The organism is Denitratimonas organivorans (genome assembly GCF_037478135.1).
Lineage (GTDB): Bacteria > Pseudomonadota > Gammaproteobacteria > Xanthomonadales > Xanthomonadaceae > Denitratimonas.
The window spans coordinates 361,637-375,025 of record NZ_JBBHDV010000001.1; the positions used below are offsets into that span (position 1 = coordinate 361,637).

Consider the following 13,389-nt stretch of genomic DNA (forward strand, 5'->3'; position numbering starts at 1 on the left):
GAGAATCCCGATGAGCAGTCAGCCTTCCCGCGACATCCGGGGCGTCATGATCAGTGTCACCGGTGCACGCGTGCTGCTGCCCAACGCCACCGTCGCCGAGGTGATCACCTATTCACCGCCGGAGCCGATGGACGCGGCCCCGAACTGGATGCTCGGGCATATCCGCTGGCGCGGCTGGAGCCTGCCGGTGATTTCCTATGCCCGCATGATCGGCAGTGCCCAGGACGAGGGTGAATTCGGTGCCAAGGTCGTGGTGCTCAAGGCGCTGGGCGGCAATCCGCGCCACTCCTATTTCGCACTGCTGGCGCAGGGCTTCCCGCGTCTGGTGACGGTATCGCGTGATGCACTGGAACAGCCTGAAGTCGATGAAGGCATCACGGCGATGCAGGACGACAGCGTGATGATGCGCGTACGCCTGCACGACGAGGACGCGGTGATCCCCGACCTGGCCACGATCGAAGACCGCATCACTGCACTGGACGCGCTGCGCGCGGCTTGAAGTGCCCGGATCCATGGGAGTGAAGCTCTCGTCAGGCGGCATCGGCTGGTTGCTGGGGCTGTTGCTTTTCTTTGTCTGTCCAGTGGCGCGCGCAGGCGATCTTTCCCCGCCACTGACGAATCTGCGTGTACTGCCATCTCCGGTCATGGCATTCGAGCCGGTTTACGCAGTGCTCGGGTTCGATGGCTGTGGGGGTTGGGAACCTGCCTATGAAGTGGAGGTGCACGTCGATGGCAGCATCATCACTTTCACGCATGAGGTCCACACGTTCTGCGGTGTTTCGTTGCCGCCAAGGGGTGTGATGTTCCGGATCGGCGCATTTCCTGCTGGACAATACACACTGGTATACGCGCCGACCGGGCCGGGTGGAGTGATTTATCCCCCGCAGACCGTCAGTCTTGCCGTCCTGTCGGCACCGGTTGCTGTGCCCAACAGCTCGATCACGGCATTGGTCACTCTTTTTGTATTGATTTTGCTTGGCGCACTGCGAACTTCTGCAAAAGATCCGCTTTGAAGTAGGCGACTGTTGGGGTGCCTCGCGGTCAGGTTGCGTCAGAAATCCCCGTACAAAGCCTGCATCGCGGCCAGTAGCGCAAGTCCTGCTGTTTCGGTGCGCAGCACGCGCGGGCCGATGCGGATGCCCTGCGCACCGGCGGTACGCAATTGGGCCAGATCGCGATCGCCCAGGCCGCCTTCCGGGCCGATGACGAAGCAGGCGCTGCTGCGCGCCAGTTCGGGCAACTCGCGCAGCGAAAGTGAGGCGTCCGGTTCCAGAAAGAACAGCGGCGCTGGAGCGCTGTCAGCTGTGGCATGTGCGCCATCCGGTTCACTGCCCGGGGCACCGCGTGCGGCTAGCCAGTCAGGCAGGGGGGTGACAGCTGCCAGTTGCGGCAGACGCGCGCGGCCGCTCTGTTCGCAGGCCGAGGCGATCACGCCCTGCCAGTGCGCGCGGCGCTTTTCTCCGCGCTCCGCATCCAGCCGCACCTCGGTGCGTTCGGTAATCAATGGCACGAAGCCGGCGGCGCCCAGTTCGGTCGCCTTCTGCAGCACGAAATCCATCTTCTCGCCGCGTGCCACGGCCTGCGCCAGCACCAGCCGCAGCGGTGATTCGCTGGCGACCTCGCGCATCGCGATGACCTCGGCGCGTGCGCCCTTTTTTTCCAGCGAACACAGCTCGGCCTCGAAATCGTGGCCGTCGCCGTTGAACAGCACCAGCCGCGCGCCCAGTCCCAGACGCAGCACCCGGGTCAGATGCGCGGTGACGCCTTCGGGCAGCGCCACGAAGGCGCCGATATGCAGCGGCGTGTCGATGTAACAGCGCGTCAGGCGCATGGCAGAACCTCCTGGATCGCCGCCTGCGTGGCCGTGGCCAGATGGGCGATGTCCTCATCGGTGATGCAATAGGGCGGCATCCAGTACAGCACATCGCCGAGCGGGCGCAGCACCAGTCCATGGCGCAGTGCGGCGCGGTAGATGCGCAGGCCGATACGGTCTTCCGCCGGGAAGGGCGTGCGCGTGGCCGGGTCGGCCATCAGTTCGAAGGCGAGGATCATGCCAGTGTGGCGGAAATCCGCGATCTTCGGGTGTTGCGCGATGTGGCGACCATGCGCGACGAGTTTGCCGGCGGTGACCGCATTGCGTGCCAGCACATCATCGCTGTCGAAGATGTCCAGCGTGGCCAGCGCCGCCGCGCAGGCCAGCGGATTGCCGCTGTAGCTGTGCGAATGCAGGAAGGCACGCTCACGCGAATCATCGAGGAAGCTGTCGTAGATCGCCTGCGTCGCCAGCACCGCCGCCAGTGGCATGAAGCCGCCGGTGATGCCTTTGGAAAGACACATCAGGTCCGGCGAGATGCCGGCCTGTTCGCAGGCGAACATGGTGCCGGTGCGACCGAAACCGACCGCGATTTCATCGGCGATCAGGTGCACGCCGTGCGCATCGCACAACTGTCGTGCGCGTTGCAGCCAGGCCGGATGATGCATGCGCATGCCGCCGGCACACTGCACCAGCGGCTCGATGATCAAGGCGCAGACCGTGTCGCCATGTGCGTCCAGCAGCGCTGCCAGTTCCTCCGCGCAGCGCAGCGCGCAGGCTTCCGCGTCTTCGCCGGGCAGGGCATTGAACGCATCGGGCGAGGGCGCGAACAGCGGCTCCAGCAGCAGCGGCGCGTAGGTGCGCCGGTACAACGGAATATCGCCGACCGACAACGCACCGAGGGTTTCACCGTGATAGCTGTTGCGCAGCGTGACAAAGCGCGTGCGGCGCGTATCACCCCGGTTGCGATGGCTGTGGAAGCTCATCTTCAACGCCACTTCCACCGCCGCCGAGCCATTGTCGGCATAGAACACGCGCGCCAGTCCGGAGGGGGCCAGCGCCAGCAGGCGTTCGGCCAGACGCACCGCCGGTTCGTGCGTGAAACCGGCCAGCAGCACGTGTTCCAGCGTTGTGGCCTGTTGCGCGATCGCAGCTGCGATACGCGGTTCGGCGTGGCCGAACAGATTGGTCCACCAGCTCGACACCGCATCCAGCCAGCGCCTGCCATCCGCGCCGATCAGCCACGCGCCTTCGCCGCGCGCGACCGGCAACAGCGGCAGCACATCCGGGTGCTCGCGCATCTGGGTGCAGGGGTGCCAGAGCACGTCCAGATCGCGGCGGCACAGGTCGGGGAGTGCGGGCATTGGGCTAGAATCCGGGCATCGTTTGAAAGTGAAAGAGCCGCACATGATCCCGAGCCGCTTTCCCGCTGTAAACCCACGTCGCCATGCGCGCGGCTTCACCCTGATCGAAATCCTTGTCGTGGTGGTGATCATCGGCATTTTGGCTGGTGCAGTGATGACCAACCTCTGGGGGGAGACGGATCGCGCCATGCAGGCCCGAGCCAAGGCGGATATCGACACCTTGAAGACTTCCCTCAATCTCTACCGCCTCGACAACTTCGTCTACCCCAGCACCAACCAGGGTCTGGAAGCACTGATCAACCGCCCGGGTGGCAGCCCGGAAGCGCGCAACTGGCGCAGCGGCGGCTACATCGACCGCATCCCGAAAGACCCGTGGGGCCGCGACTACGTCTATCTGAGCCCGGGCCAGCGTGGTGACTTCGACCTGTATTCGTACGGTGCCGATGGCCAGCCCGGTGGCGAGGGCGGAAATGCCGATGTCACCAGCTGGGGCGAGTGATCCGGGCGTAATCTGGCGGCGGGCTGCGCGCGGCTTGTCGCTGATCGAACTGCTGGTGGTGCTGGTCATCGTGGCGATGGTGGTCGCAGGCACTGTGCTGTCGGTAAGCGGCAGCGGCGAGCGCGAGGTGGAAAACGCTGCGCGCCGGGCGCAATCGTTGATCCGCTTGGCGTGCGAGCGTGCGCTGATCGGCGGGCGCGATATCGGTTTTTCCGTGGTGCGCGATGGCCTGCGCTTCGGCTATTTCGAAATCGACGGCTGGCATCCGCGCGATGACACCGGCAGCGACGAACTGCGAGCCCGTCCGCTCGGCCGCGATCTGCTGCTGGCCGCATATCGGGAAGGCATCGCATTGCCGCTGCCCGACGAACCCGAACGCGAACCGGCGTTCGCCTGCCTGTCCTCGGGCGAACTGACGCCGTTCGTGCTGCATATCGACCGCCCCGATGCGCAGCAGCGATGGCAGCTGGAAGGCCGCCTCGATGGCGAACTGCTGCTGCAACAGGTGCAACGTGAGCAGCGCTGAACGTCCATCCGATACGCGTTGCCGATGGCTGCCGGGATCGGATTCCCGCGCAGTCCCAGCTCCATCACGTGTGCCCATTTCTGCCGTGATACGCGGCGCTGGTGGCGCAGCACGCAGGCGCGGTTTCACCCTGCTCGAAGTGCTGGTCGCGCTGCTGCTGCTGTCGCTGGCGCTGGTCGCGCTGGTGCGCCTGGCGGGGCTGGATGCGCGCGCCACTGCACAACTGCACGAGGCCACGCTGGCGCAGTGGGTCGCGGCCAATGTGCTGGCGGAAACCCGGCTGCGAGACGGATTTCCGGCCGTGGGCCGCAGCAATGGCGAATCCACGATGGGCGGCCGACGCTGGCGCTGGACGCTGGAAGTCAGCGCCACCGATGAACCGCTGATCCGGCGCATGGATGTGGACGTGGTGGCACTGGAATCGGCCCGCGCCGACGGCAGCGCGGCGCGCCTGACCGGCTTTGCGAGCCAGCCATGAGACTGGTTCCGTCATATCGGCAGCCTGTGCTGGCCGCTTCGCATAGGGCGCCAGGACGGCGGCGGCTGCCGAAATCCGGCCCGCGCCAGCGCGGCTTCACCCTGCTGGAAATGCTGGTTGCGGTGCTGCTGTTCGCGATCGCCTCGGCGCTGGCCTACGGCGGCCTGCGCAGCATCGTGCAGGCGCAGGAACAAAGCAGCCAGGCCAAGGCGCAGCTGGGCCGCTTGCAGTTTGCGGTCAGCCTGATCGAACGCGACATCACCAGTGCCGCGCGGCGTGGCATCCGCGATGGCTATGGCGTGCCGCGCCCGGCGCTGGAGGGCGAAGCCCAGCGCATCGAACTGACCCGCCACGGCTACGCCAACGTGCTGGCGCTGCCGCGTGCCGAACTGGAGCGCGTGGCCTACCAGCGCCGCGACGGGCAGCTGCTGCGCTTGCGCTGGCCGGTGCTGGACCGCTCGCCCGGCACCCGCCCGGTCGAGGATGAACTGCTTGAAGGCGTCACCCGCATGGAGGTCGTCTATCTGGACGGGCAAGGGCGCGAACACCGCCAATGGCCACCGCCGCACGGCGTCAGCGAAACCCTGCCACGCGCAGTCAGGCTGACACTGGAGCTGGAGGATTTCGGCGAAATCCGCCGCGTGCTGGAACTGCCGCAGGAGCCGCCGGCATGAGCGCCCGGCAGCAACGCGGTGTGGCCCTGATCGCGGCGCTGCTGGTGGTGGCGCTGGCAACGGTGCTGATCGCCGCACTGCTGGACCACAGCGAGGCCGCGCAGGCCCGCACCCGCAATCTGCAACGCGCCGAACAGGGCTGGGAACTGATGCGCGGGGTCGAAGCCTGGGCCGGCAGCGTGCTGCGCGATGATTTCCGCGATGCGCCGCATATCGACAGTCGTAGCGATATCTGGGCCCAGCCGATGCCGCCGATCGACCTGCCCGGGGTGCGCATCTTCGCCCAGCTGTACGAGCGCAACGGCTGCTTCAACCTCAACAATCTGCATCCGGGTGAAGGTGAGGACGCGCTCGCGCTGGCGCGTTTCGAGCGCCTGCTGCGTGCGCTGAAGCTCGATCCGATGCTGGCGCAGCAGGTGCTGGACTGGATCGATGCCGATGCCATTCCGCGCTCGGGCGGCGCCGAGGATTCCGCACTGCTGGCGCGCAACCCGCCGATGCGTGCGGCCAACCAGCCTTTCACGCACGTTTCCGAACTGCGCCTGCTGCCCGGCGTCACGCCGGAGATCCACGCCGTGCTGGCGGCGGAAACCTGCGCGCTGCCGGCCGGCACCACGATCAATCTGAACTTCGCCAGCGAGGCGATGTGGATGAGCCTGGCCGATGCGATCACGCTGAATCTGGCGCAGCGTCTGGCGCGCGATGGCCAAGCCAATTACGAATCGCTGGAGGCGGTCACGCAGGAACTGGAACAGCTGGGCCTGGGACCGATGCCACTGACCGGTTTCGGCGTTGGCAGCCAGTGGTTCGTGCTGGAAGCGCAGATCGTGGCGGACGGCATTCCCTTCGTCTATTCCTCGCTGCTGCAACGCCGCCCGGACGGCGTGCACGTGATGGCGCGCGCACGCGGGCGCTGGTGAAAAGCGTGGCGGCGGGCATCGTTGCCGGCGGGAATGCGGCTAGAATCCGGGGATTCCAACGAAGATCGCCATGTCCCATCGTCACCTGATCCGCCTGCTTCCCGACGGCCGCGCGCAATGGCTTGCGCAGGACCGTTCCGGGCGTGTGTTGTCGGGCCCGGCCGAGGGCTTCCCGGCCACGCAGGCGGTGCAGACCGTGGTGCTGGTGCCTCCGGCCGATGTGCTGCTGCTTCAGACCGCGCGCATCGCACGCCAGCGCAGCCAGCTGGAACAGGCGATCCCCTACGCGATCGAAGACCAGCTCGCGATGCCGGTCGAGCATTGCCATGTGGCGCTGGCCGAAGGCGGTGATGCCGACAGCGTGACCGCGGCGGTGGTGGCGCGCGAACGGATCGACGCCTGGCTGGCAACTCTCTCCGCCCACAACATCACGCCCGATCATCTGCTGCCCGAATCCTGGCTGTTGCCGCATGAAAACGGCCCCGGTCTGCTGCTGGATGGCAGCGCCGCCAGCCTGCGCCACGCCCGCGCCGGTGTGCTGGCCGGTGATGTAGGGGAAGCCGGCGACTGGCTGGCGATCATCGAAGAATCGGTCGCGCCCGATGCACCGCTGACCTTGCTCGGGCAGGGCGATGCGCTGGCCGCCGCAAGCGCCAGCGGGCTGGTCTGGGCCGCAGGCATCCAGAGCCAGGCGATCGCCTCGCCGCTGGAATATTTCGCCAGCCGTCTTTCCGCCGGCAGCGCGCCGACGCTGGATCTGCTGAGCGGCGCCTACGCCCCGCGCCAGCGTGATGCCGGCGCCCGCCGCCTGTGGCGCTGGGCCGCGATCCTGGCGCTGGCCGCCGTGGCCCTTGGCATCGGCGCGATGGCGCTGGAACGCTGGCAACTGGAACGCCGCCACACAGTGCAACGCGTACAGATGGAAGCACTGCTGCGCGAATCCCTGCCGGAGGTGCAGCGCATCGTCGATCCGCGCGCGCAAATGGCTGGCGAACTGGCGCGGCTTGCCGGTCACGGCGGCCCGCAGGGCGCGCTGTCGATGCTGGCGCAGATCGCACCGGTGCTGTCGGGCAGCGGGCGCTACACGCTGGATGCGGTCGAATACCGCAACGGCGTGCTCGATCTGACATTGCGCAGCAGCGATGTCGCCACGCTGGACGAACTGCGTGAACGCATCGTCACGCTCGGGCTGGGCGCCGAACTGGTGTCGATGGTGCCTGGCAGCGGCGGTGTCGAAGGCAAGCTGCGCGTACGCGGAGCCGGCGCATGAACGCGCTGCGTGACTGGTGGAACGCGTTGGCGCCGCGCGAACAGCGCGTGCTGCGTCTGGGCGCGGTCGCGCTGCTGCTGATCGGTGGCTGGCTGCTGGTCTGGGAGCCGTTGGCCAAGGCCCGCGACACCTGGCGCACGCGGGTGCAGGCCGGCGAGAACGATCTGGCCTGGATGCGCGCGCACGCCCCGCAACTGCGCGCACTGGCCAGCGCCGGCGGCGGCACCGCGGGGGTGCGCGATGGCCGCTCGTTGCTGGCACTGGTGGACGCGACCGCACGCACGTCGGGTGTAGGCGATGCGCTGCTGCGGGTCGAACCGGTGGCTGGCAACCAGGTGCGGGTGTATTTCGAAGGCGCGGATTTCGACGCGCTGGTGCAATGGCTGGAAGAACTGGGCGCCCGTCAGGGTGTGGTGCTGGGCGACTTCAACGCCAACCGCGCTGCCGGCGTCGGCCGCGTCGATGCGCGCCTGGCCCTTGAACGGATCGGAGATTGAAACAGTGAAGAAACTGCTGTTGTTGCTGCTGGTGATGCTGGTGATCGCGGTCGTCGTGGTGGTACTGCTGCCGGCCCGGTTGGTGCTGGAGAAGGCGATGCCGGCGAACGCGCCGGTGCAGCTGGAGGATGTCTCGGGCACAATCTGGAAGGGCCGAGCCGGGCGCGTGCTGCGCAATGGCGATGATCTGGGTGTGCTGGGCTGGAAGGTGCACCCGCGCTCGCTGCTGTCGGGCGTGATCGATGCCGATGTCATTCTCGATGGCCCGGTCTATCGCGGCCAGGGCCGGGTCGCGCGCGCCGGCGACGGCACCCTGCGGATGAGCGATGTCGATGCCAGTTTCCCGGCCAGCCGGCTGGAACCGATGCTCGACATTCCAGCACTGAATCTGCTCGGCCAGGTGGAAGTGAAGCTCGATACGCTGGAACTGCAGAACAACACCGTGCCGACCGTGTTGAAAGGCAGCGCGCGCTGGCACGATGCCGCCGTCAGCGGCCAGGAACAGGCCACCTTCGGCACCCTGGTAGCCGAATTCGGACCGCTGCCCGGCGGCGGTTTCGGCGGCACCCTCAGCGATGAAGACGGTCCGCTGGCGGCAGAAGGCGAGTTCCGCACCACGCTGCTGGGCTACGAGGCCCGCGCCACGCTGCGTGCGCGCAACGACAATCCGCAGGTGCTGCGCGCGTTGCGTCATATCGGCCAGCCGCAGGCCGATGGCAGCGTGATGTTCCACGTCCAGGGCGGGCTGGGGTCGCGCCGATGAATGCCGTGGCTGCGGCCGCCGGCACTGCGCCGGATGCTGCGTTCCTCGATGCCGCGCTGGAGGTCGCACGCCGCGCCGCTGCGGCCGCCGCACAGGTCATCGACGGGTATTACCGTGGCAACTTCCGCGCCGAACTCAAACCCGACGCCAGCCCGGTGACCCAGGCTGATATCGAGGCCGAACAGGCGATCCGCGCCGTGCTGCGCGATGCCTTCCCCGATCACGCGATCCACGGCGAAGAACAGGGCCGCGATGGCGAAGGCGATTTCCTGTGGCTGGTCGATCCGCTCGACGGCACCAAGAGTTTCGTGCGGCGCAATCCGGTGTTTTCCACCCAGATCGCGCTGATGCATCGCGGTGAACTGCTGCTGGGTGTGTCCTGCGCCAGCCAGTTCGGTCAGACCGCCTGGGCACGGCGCGGTGGCGGTGCGTTCGTTGAAGATGCGCAGGGCGTCGTCACGCGCCTGCATGTGGCGCCGACCGCCGCCATCGCCGATGCCGTGGTGTCCACCGGCAACCTCACATCGCTGGCGCAAGGCCCGCGCTGGGATGCCCTCGGGCAGTTGCTGATCGCCGCCAACCGTGGCCGTGGTTACGGCGATTTCCTGCACTACCACCTGCTGGCGCAGGGCAGCGTCGATGTGGTCATCGAATCGGACGTCAACATCCTGGACATCGCCGCGCTGGCGGTCATCGTGCGCGAGGCCGGCGGCGTGTTCACCGATCTGGATGGCGCACCGCCGGATCTGGACACCGGCAGCGTGCTGGCGGCGGTGCCGGCCCTGCATGCACCGGTGCTGGAACGATTCTCCGGGTGGCGTGATGAGCGCTGAGCTGCCGAAGATCCTGGCCCGCCACGAACTGGATTTCGGCGGGCGCTTCCACGTCGAGCGCCTTGATCTGCGCTTTTCCAACGGCGTCGAACGTACCTACGAACGCATGGCCCCGCGCGGCCGTGGCGCGGTGATCGTGGTGCCGATGCGCGATCCGGACACGATGCTGCTGGTACGCGAATACGCCTGCGGCCCGCACCGCTACGAACTGGGTCTGGTCAAGGGCCGCATCGATGGCGAGGAAAGCCCGCAGCAGGCGGCGGTACGCGAACTGAAGGAGGAAGCCGGCTTCGGCGCGCGCCGCGTCACGATCCTGCGCGCGATGACGCTGGCGCCTTCCTACATGGGCCACCAGACCTGGCTGGTGCTGGCCGAGGATCTGTATCCCGAACGCCTGCCCGGCGACGAGCCGGAAGAACTGGAAGTGATCCCGTGGCGCCTGGACCAGCTGGACCAGCTGATGCTGCGCGAGGACTGTTCCGAAGGCCGCTCGCTGGCGGCGATGTTCCTGGTGCGTGAATACCTCGCGCTGCGCGCCCGTGGCGAACTGCCGCCCGATGCGCCGCAGGCGCAGGACCTCGGCGCATGAGCGAGCGCGCGCAACTGGCGGACTGGCGCGCACAGTGCATCGAGATCGCGCGCCAGGCCGGCGCCGCGATCCTGAAGGTCTACGCCAGTGATTTCGATGTCACCGCCAAGCCCGACCAGTCGCCGCTGACCGAAGCCGACATGGCCGCGCACCGCATGATCGCTGCCGGCCTTGCGCAACTGGCGCCGCAGCTGCCGCTGCTGTCGGAAGAAGGCGCCGCGATCGACTGGGAACAGCGCCGTCACTGGCGCCGCTGGTGGCTGGTCGATCCACTCGACGGCACGCGCGAATTCGTCAAGCGCAACGGCGAATTCACGGTCAACATCGCGCTGATCGAAGACGGCGTGCCGCTGCTGGGCATCATTTATGCGCCGGTGTTCGATTACATGGTCCACGCCCAACGCGGCGCCGGTGCCTGGCTGCGCGAAAGCGCCAGCGGCCAGGACATCGCGCTGGCCTCGCGCCGCCCGGCGCAGGCACCGCTGCGCGTGGCCGCCAGCCGCTCGCATCTGGATGCGCGCACCGTGCAGGTGCTGGACGCATTGGGCGAACACGAACGCCACGGACTGGGTTCCTCGCTGAAATTCTGCCGCCTGGCCGAAGGCCGCATCGACGTCTACCCGCGTTTCGGCCCGACCTCAGAATGGGATACCGCCGCCGGCCAGTGCGTGCTGGAGGCCGCCGGTGGCGCCGTGCTGGGGCTGGATGGCGAACCCTTCCGCTACAACCGTGGACCGTCGCTGCTGAACCCGGATTTCATTGCGCTCGGCGACCCCGGGCTGCCCTGGCGTGGATGGACCGATGGCCTCGATGGATGAATTGCTGGCGCTGATGGCGCGCCTGCGCGATCCGCAGCATGGTTGCCCGTGGGATCTGCAACAGGATTTCCACAGCATCGCGCCCTACACCATCGAAGAAGCCTACGAAGTGGCGGATGCGATCGCGCGAGCGGACCGCGCCGCGCTGCGCGAGGAACTCGGCGACCTGCTGTTCCAGGTGGTGTTCCACGCACAGATGGCGCAGGAAGAAGGCAGCTTCGGTTTCGCCGACGTGGTCGACGCGCTGCACGACAAGCTGGTGCGCCGCCATCCGCACATCTTCGGCCAGAGCGCCGCACACGATTCCGCTGCCGTGCTGCAGAACTGGGAGGCGATCAAGCAGCAGGAGCGCGCCGCCAGCGATCCGGACCCCAGCGCGCTGGCCGGCATCGCCGCCGGGTTGCCGGAGTGGATGCGCGCCCAGAAGTTGCAGAAACGCGCCGCGCGCACCGGCTACGACTGGCCCGACACCACGCCGGTGCTGGAAAAGCTGCACGAGGAAATCGCCGAAGTGCAGGTCGAACTGGCGCAGGGTGCCGATCCGCAGCGGCTGGAAGACGAGATCGGCGACGTATTGTTCGTCTGCGTCAACCTCGCCCGGCACGCCAAGGTCGACCCGGGTGCCGCACTGCGCCGCGCCAACGCCAAGTTCGAACGCCGCTTCCGCGCCATGGAAACCCTCGCCCGAGCCAACGGCCAACGCTTTGACGAGCTTGCGCTGCACGAGCAGGAAATCCTGTGGCAGCAGGTCAAGGCGCAGGAACGCAAGGGCTGATCGGCGGCAACGGCAAATCCAGCCACCGCAAAACCCATCCATCCACTGTCGCCGCCGCTGTAGGAGCGCACCCGCAGGGGGCGCGATCAAACAACACAGCGCTCCCTGAACCTCGCGGAAGCGAGCCTGCGCGCGATGGGTTCTCCGGCGATGCTCCGGCATCAGGATCGCAGGCAAGCCAGGTCCCACGGGATATTGATCAGCTGTCCGCATGCACAGGCAGCGGCCCCGCTTCCGTAGGAGCGGCCTTGGCCGCGATGGGGCTTTCCGCCAAGGCGCTCGAGATCAGCCTTTGAAGATCAACCATGCCGCCAGCACCATCAGCGCGAATCCGGCCAGATGGTTCCAGCGGATCGCCTCGCCCATGTACCAGACGCTGAAGCCGACGAACACGGTCAGCGTGATGACCTCCTGGATGGTCTTCAGCTGCACCAGCGAATACACCCCATGGCCGATGCGGTTGGCCGGCACCTGGAAGATGTATTCGGGCAGCGCAATCATCCAGCTGATCAGGATCATCGTCAGCAGTGGCGCGCCCTTGTGCTTGAGATGCCCGTACCAGGCGAAGGTCATGAAGATGTTGGAACACAGCAGCATCAGGATCGGCACCAGATAGGTGGCCAAGGTTGGCGAGGCGGGCATGGCGGCGTGGCGTGGTGGAGGGAGCGCGCATGCTAGCCCGGAAATTCCTTGCGCAAACGTCTGCTGCCGCGCCGCCCGCCCAGTCATGTGGCGGCATTCATCGACCGTCCGCACACCTCGCGGGCTGAGGTCGAAAAACAGCCATCGGCCCTATCGTGCGCAGGCAGTCCTGGCTTAAATGAGAATGGTTTTCAAGTGGTCCGGCCCGCCGATTGCCCGGAGGCCGCCATGAGTCCCGTTTTCCGCGTGTTGCTGCCGTTCCTGCTGCTGGCCGCGTCCAGTCTTCCCGTTATGGCGGGCGAATCATCGTCCGATGCGGCCCGCTACACCTTCACCTGGCCGCTGGCACAGGATGCGCCGAAGCCGCGCGGTGCCACCACGCAAGACACCGAAGTGACGCCGGCCGAAGGCGTTTCCGCCAGCTGGCAGGCGCTGTCGGCCAGCAACTACCAGCTTCAGGCCGCGGTCGATCAGGCGCACCTGTTCGTTCCGTTCTTTCGCTACGCCCAGGCCTTGGCCGATGGCGAGGAGGAATTTGATATCAAGACCGCCGACGCGCTGATCGCCGACACCCTGAAACGCGACTATCTGGTGCCGGCCAGCGAAGGCAGGTGAGGGTGTCGTCTGCCTGACGTGGTCGATGCAGAGCAGGCATCGGCCAGCGTGCGCTACTGATCCGGCGGCGCAGGATACGAATGTTCACGAGCCGTCGCGCTTGCGCAGCATCTCCTTGGCGTCTGCCCAGTCCACCATACGGGCGGTGCCGCCGGCCAGCGCCGCTTCCGCCTGCTGTAGCGCCTCACCATGCCAGGCCGGCGATGCCAACTCGTTGGCATTGGCGGAAAGGTCGCGCCACAAGGCTTCCATCATCCGGAGCTTTTCCATGCGCGAGAGGTTTTCAATGGTGATCATGGTGGCTCCTGCCATC

18 protein-coding genes and 1 pseudogene are annotated in these 13,389 nt (G+C 67.1%); 15 read left to right on the forward strand and 4 right to left on the reverse strand.

Annotated elements, in window-relative coordinates:
- The first annotated feature begins 10 nt into the window (after positions 1–10).
- Both WDB66_RS01580 and WDB66_RS01585 read left to right on the forward strand, forming a co-directional pair.
- Positions 11–499 carry a chemotaxis protein CheW gene (locus WDB66_RS01580; RefSeq protein ID WP_339396670.1) on the forward strand — a complete coding sequence of 163 codons (489 nt, stop codon included), beginning with the start codon at positions 11–13 and terminating at the stop codon, positions 497–499.
- A 19-nt stretch (positions 500–518) separates the two neighbouring features.
- Positions 519–1,013, forward strand: coding sequence for a hypothetical protein (locus tag WDB66_RS01585; protein ID WP_339396671.1), 495 nt, complete (start codon positions 519–521; stop codon positions 1,011–1,013).
- 38 nt (positions 1,014–1,051) lie between these two features.
- Here WDB66_RS01585 and WDB66_RS01590 read toward each other — a convergent pair whose 3' ends face one another.
- Positions 1,052–1,831, reverse strand: coding sequence for a 16S rRNA (uracil(1498)-N(3))-methyltransferase (locus tag WDB66_RS01590; RefSeq protein ID WP_339396672.1), 780 nt, complete (start codon positions 1,829–1,831; stop codon positions 1,052–1,054).
- On the reverse strand, positions 1,822–3,177 hold the full coding sequence (locus tag WDB66_RS01595) for an adenosylmethionine--8-amino-7-oxononanoate transaminase (RefSeq protein ID WP_339396673.1): 1,356 nt from the start codon (positions 3,175–3,177) through the stop codon (positions 1,822–1,824). Before WDB66_RS01595 ends, WDB66_RS01590 begins: the two co-directional genes overlap by 10 nt.
- 43 nt (positions 3,178–3,220) lie before the next feature.
- Between WDB66_RS01595 and gspG the strand changes: the two genes are divergently transcribed.
- The 12 genes and pseudogenes from gspG to mazG all read left to right on the forward strand — a co-directional run.
- Positions 3,221–3,676 carry a type II secretion system major pseudopilin GspG gene (gene gspG / locus WDB66_RS01600; protein ID WP_339396674.1) on the forward strand — a complete coding sequence of 152 codons (456 nt, stop codon included), beginning with the start codon at positions 3,221–3,223 and terminating at the stop codon, positions 3,674–3,676.
- Positions 3,654–4,202: a prepilin-type N-terminal cleavage/methylation domain-containing protein gene (locus tag WDB66_RS01605; protein WP_339396675.1), complete on the forward strand. Its 549-nt coding sequence runs from the start codon at positions 3,654–3,656 to the stop codon at positions 4,200–4,202. Before gspG ends, WDB66_RS01605 begins: the two co-directional genes overlap by 23 nt.
- A gap of 70 nt (positions 4,203–4,272) precedes the next feature.
- Positions 4,273–4,680, forward strand: a complete 408-nt coding sequence (gene gspI / locus WDB66_RS01610; RefSeq protein ID WP_339396676.1) for a type II secretion system minor pseudopilin GspI — start codon at positions 4,273–4,275, stop codon at positions 4,678–4,680.
- On the forward strand, positions 4,677–5,354 hold the full coding sequence (gspJ, locus tag WDB66_RS01615; protein ID WP_339396677.1) for a type II secretion system minor pseudopilin GspJ: 678 nt from the start codon (positions 4,677–4,679) through the stop codon (positions 5,352–5,354). Before gspI ends, gspJ begins: the two co-directional genes overlap by 4 nt.
- Entirely contained in the window at positions 5,351–6,274 is a 924-nt protein-coding gene (gene gspK / locus WDB66_RS01620; RefSeq protein ID WP_339396678.1) for a type II secretion system minor pseudopilin GspK, read from the forward strand. The genes gspJ and gspK overlap by 4 nt, the downstream gene beginning before the upstream one ends.
- Before the next feature lie 70 nt (positions 6,275–6,344).
- On the forward strand, positions 6,345–7,544 hold the full coding sequence (gspL, locus tag WDB66_RS01625) for a type II secretion system protein GspL (protein ID WP_339396679.1): 1,200 nt from the start codon (positions 6,345–6,347) through the stop codon (positions 7,542–7,544).
- Positions 7,541–8,041, forward strand: a complete 501-nt coding sequence (locus WDB66_RS01630; protein ID WP_339396680.1) for a type II secretion system protein M — start codon at positions 7,541–7,543, stop codon at positions 8,039–8,041. The genes gspL and WDB66_RS01630 overlap by 4 nt, the downstream gene beginning before the upstream one ends.
- Positions 8,042–8,045: 4 nt before the next feature.
- Entirely contained in the window at positions 8,046–8,804 is a 759-nt protein-coding gene (locus tag WDB66_RS01635) for a type II secretion system protein N (protein ID WP_339396681.1), read from the forward strand.
- Positions 8,801–9,637 carry an inositol monophosphatase family protein gene (locus WDB66_RS01640; protein WP_339396682.1) on the forward strand — a complete coding sequence of 279 codons (837 nt, stop codon included), beginning with the start codon at positions 8,801–8,803 and terminating at the stop codon, positions 9,635–9,637. The genes WDB66_RS01635 and WDB66_RS01640 overlap by 4 nt, the downstream gene beginning before the upstream one ends.
- Positions 9,627–10,226: an ADP compounds hydrolase NudE gene (gene nudE, locus WDB66_RS01645; RefSeq protein WP_339396683.1), complete on the forward strand. Its 600-nt coding sequence runs from the start codon at positions 9,627–9,629 to the stop codon at positions 10,224–10,226. Before WDB66_RS01640 ends, nudE begins: the two co-directional genes overlap by 11 nt.
- Positions 10,223–11,044 (forward strand): 3'(2'),5'-bisphosphate nucleotidase CysQ, encoded by an 822-nt coding sequence (gene cysQ, locus WDB66_RS01650; protein WP_339396684.1) that lies wholly within the window; start codon positions 10,223–10,225, stop codon positions 11,042–11,044. Before nudE ends, cysQ begins: the two co-directional genes overlap by 4 nt.
- Positions 11,028–11,816 (forward strand): annotated as a pseudogene (mazG, locus tag WDB66_RS01655) (nucleoside triphosphate pyrophosphohydrolase); the annotation flags it as partial. The gene cysQ and the pseudogene mazG, both read left to right, overlap by 17 nt.
- Before the next feature lie 288 nt (positions 11,817–12,104).
- Here mazG and WDB66_RS01660 read toward each other — a convergent pair.
- Positions 12,105–12,461, reverse strand: coding sequence for a DMT family protein (locus WDB66_RS01660; RefSeq protein WP_339396685.1), 357 nt, complete (start codon positions 12,459–12,461; stop codon positions 12,105–12,107).
- A 228-nt stretch (positions 12,462–12,689) separates the two neighbouring features.
- Between WDB66_RS01660 and WDB66_RS01665 the strand changes: the two genes are divergently transcribed.
- Positions 12,690–13,076: a hypothetical protein gene (locus tag WDB66_RS01665; protein WP_339396686.1), complete on the forward strand. Its 387-nt coding sequence runs from the start codon at positions 12,690–12,692 to the stop codon at positions 13,074–13,076.
- A gap of 84 nt (positions 13,077–13,160) precedes the next feature.
- Here WDB66_RS01665 and WDB66_RS01670 read toward each other — a convergent pair whose 3' ends face one another.
- Positions 13,161–13,373: an addiction module protein gene (locus tag WDB66_RS01670; RefSeq protein ID WP_339396687.1), complete on the reverse strand. Its 213-nt coding sequence runs from the start codon at positions 13,371–13,373 to the stop codon at positions 13,161–13,163.
- Positions 13,374–13,389 lie beyond the last annotated feature (16 nt).

Coding starts and splice junctions, on each gene's coding strand:
- WDB66_RS01580 (WP_339396670.1), top strand. CDS start 11: ATGAGCAGTCAGCCTTCCCGCGACATCCGGGGCGTCATGATCAGTGTC.
- WDB66_RS01590 (WP_339396672.1), bottom strand. CDS start 1,831: ATGCGCCTGACGCGCTGTTACATCGACACGCCGCTGCATATCGGCGCC.
- WDB66_RS01595 (WP_339396673.1), bottom strand. CDS start 3,177: ATGCCCGCACTCCCCGACCTGTGCCGCCGCGATCTGGACGTGCTCTGG.
- gspG (WP_339396674.1), top strand. CDS start 3,221: ATGATCCCGAGCCGCTTTCCCGCTGTAAACCCACGTCGCCATGCGCGC.
- WDB66_RS01605 (WP_339396675.1), top strand. CDS start 3,654: ATGTCACCAGCTGGGGCGAGTGATCCGGGCGTAATCTGGCGGCGGGCT.
- gspJ (WP_339396677.1), top strand. CDS start 4,677: ATGAGACTGGTTCCGTCATATCGGCAGCCTGTGCTGGCCGCTTCGCAT.
- gspK (WP_339396678.1), top strand. CDS start 5,351: ATGAGCGCCCGGCAGCAACGCGGTGTGGCCCTGATCGCGGCGCTGCTG.
- gspL (WP_339396679.1), top strand. CDS start 6,345: ATGTCCCATCGTCACCTGATCCGCCTGCTTCCCGACGGCCGCGCGCAA.
- WDB66_RS01630 (WP_339396680.1), top strand. CDS start 7,541: ATGAACGCGCTGCGTGACTGGTGGAACGCGTTGGCGCCGCGCGAACAG.
- WDB66_RS01640 (WP_339396682.1), top strand. CDS start 8,801: ATGAATGCCGTGGCTGCGGCCGCCGGCACTGCGCCGGATGCTGCGTTC.
- nudE (WP_339396683.1), top strand. CDS start 9,627: ATGAGCGCTGAGCTGCCGAAGATCCTGGCCCGCCACGAACTGGATTTC.
- cysQ (WP_339396684.1), top strand. CDS start 10,223: ATGAGCGAGCGCGCGCAACTGGCGGACTGGCGCGCACAGTGCATCGAG.
- WDB66_RS01660 (WP_339396685.1), bottom strand. CDS start 12,461: ATGCCCGCCTCGCCAACCTTGGCCACCTATCTGGTGCCGATCCTGATG.
- WDB66_RS01665 (WP_339396686.1), top strand. CDS start 12,690: ATGAGTCCCGTTTTCCGCGTGTTGCTGCCGTTCCTGCTGCTGGCCGCG.
- WDB66_RS01670 (WP_339396687.1), bottom strand. CDS start 13,373: ATGATCACCATTGAAAACCTCTCGCGCATGGAAAAGCTCCGGATGATG.